Below are 1,852 nucleotides of genomic sequence, written 5' to 3'. Positions count from 1 at the left end.
TGGTGTATTGCGGGTTACCTTCTGGAGCGCGCTGTCGATGGGTGTGGCATCCTTAGTCGGTGCTATATTCGGCACGACTTAAGCCGTGACATCTTTCCGCAATACAGTCACTTGCTATTCCACGAAGGTTGTCATCGTCTTGCTCGGCCCAAATCCTTTCGGATTGTCCAGTAGCCAATGCCGCCGTTATTACCCGGCCCATTGCCGTTTTGATGGTCGTCCTGACCTCGGTCGAATTGGAACGAGTCCAAGAGATCACCGATGGCCCGCGCACTGACGGGTACATACGTGTTGCCTGAAAGCTGCAGCGCATTCCGCGGATTTTCGCGCTGCGTGATCAGAGGCAGCTATCGGTTGCGATCGATTAATTTGCTAATCAACGCGTGATCCGACTATTCATGCACCGCCGCCGCTGCGGGAATACGGTAATACCGCGATCAGCGAAATGCGCGGACTGTCGCCGAAGAAATCGACAGGCTGAATATAGCGCGAATTGCAGTAGTCGATGCCTTCGTCGGCAACGGTCAGGATCGCCGTCGACGCCTATAACTGGGTCGGGCTGGACAGCATCGACCATGCTTGTGCACGAAAGCCGGCGATACATGGCAGAGGGCTTGGGGACGTCGGCTTAATGTTTTCGCAGCGGACGGTCGCGAACGTTGGGTCGAACGGCTGCGGTGGGTCGCGTGCTGCCGACCGCAGCCGTGCAGGGCTCAAGCAGGTGTGCCAATCGCATAAGGCAGTACCCGGCCAGGAGCGTACATCGCCGCGATGACTCCCGACGCAGTGAAGGTGTCTGCGGTAAAAGGAACACCAACGCCTTCTGAGACAGGCGTCCAAATCCTCATCGCGCCAGATAGAAGTCCAAGGGGATAAGCTCGACGGCCCATCCGCCTTCTTCGCCCAGTGTGGCAGCCGGGTGCATGGACGCGATGCGTAACGCCTCGTCAAGGCTGTCCGCCTCGATGATGAATAGGCCGCCCACGACTTCCTTCGATTCGGTGTAAGGCCCATCGGTGATGCGCGTCTCTCCAGTGCGCGGGCGAAGCGTCCTCCACTTGTCCAGATCGCCAAGGGAGGCGGAAATCAGAACCTTGCCGGTAGCGCGCATCTTCTCGTCCAATGCCGGGCACTGGCTCACCAATTCCTTGATTTCGTCTGGCGCCATCGCGGCGAATTTTTCGGGGGAGAAGTAGGCCAGGCCGAGGTATTTCATGGGAAATCCTTTGAATGGGGTTCACTAACGACGAATATGATGATCGGAAATCGACAATGCTCTGGCTAGTTTGTAGTGGGTCTCACCAGCCTGTCCGCTTCGGGTCCCCTCCTGCCCGACGTAGACGGACGGATGGGGAAAGACTTCAAGATTCGAGAGGACGGGGTTCGGCCAGGAAGAGACGTTCGACGCAGCGACACGAATCGTCGACACCCCACGCAATTCCGATTTCATCAATAACCCGGTGGGCCATCCATTTTCGGGTTCCTGTGAGGAACCTCGGGACGCCCCTGATCTGCTTGATCGGGTGCAGGAGCCGTTGATGTAGCGGGTTGTTTCGCCGCGCCGGACGTCGTACTGGAAACCGGCACGGCAGCGGTCGTGCATCCCGCAAGGACGAACAATAAAGCCGGTAAGATAGTCTTTGTCATCGCCGCCTCCGGAAAGGAGGTTACATGTTACGACAGGCTACCAGCCGGAAGCATAAGGCTCAGCAATGGCGAGAAGACGTGCCCCCTCGCGTTGCATTCGCGTCGAGCCAGCGATGGCCCTTTGGTTCGTGATCGGCGTGCAGCGGCCAGGAACGGTCCTTCCCAATCAGGTCGCGAGCGTCCGCTTGCTCGCGGCGAGGGGACC

General features: G+C 58.5%; 1 protein-coding gene. It reads right to left on the bottom strand.

The features are described 5' to 3' along the window. Positions 1 to 844 precede the first annotated feature (844 nt). Positions 845 to 1,216: a YciI family protein gene (locus WCA53_RS21395; RefSeq protein WP_122153860.1), complete on the bottom strand. Its 372-nt coding sequence runs from the start codon at positions 1,214 to 1,216 to the stop codon at positions 845 to 847. Positions 1,217 to 1,852 lie beyond the last annotated feature (636 nt).

The sequence above is a fragment of the Caballeronia sp. genome, from assembly GCF_049581465.1.
Taxonomy (GTDB): Bacteria; Pseudomonadota; Gammaproteobacteria; order Burkholderiales; family Burkholderiaceae; genus Caballeronia.
The sequence above is the reverse complement of the archived record's forward strand: the minus strand, read 5'-3'. Positions and strand labels throughout refer to the sequence as shown.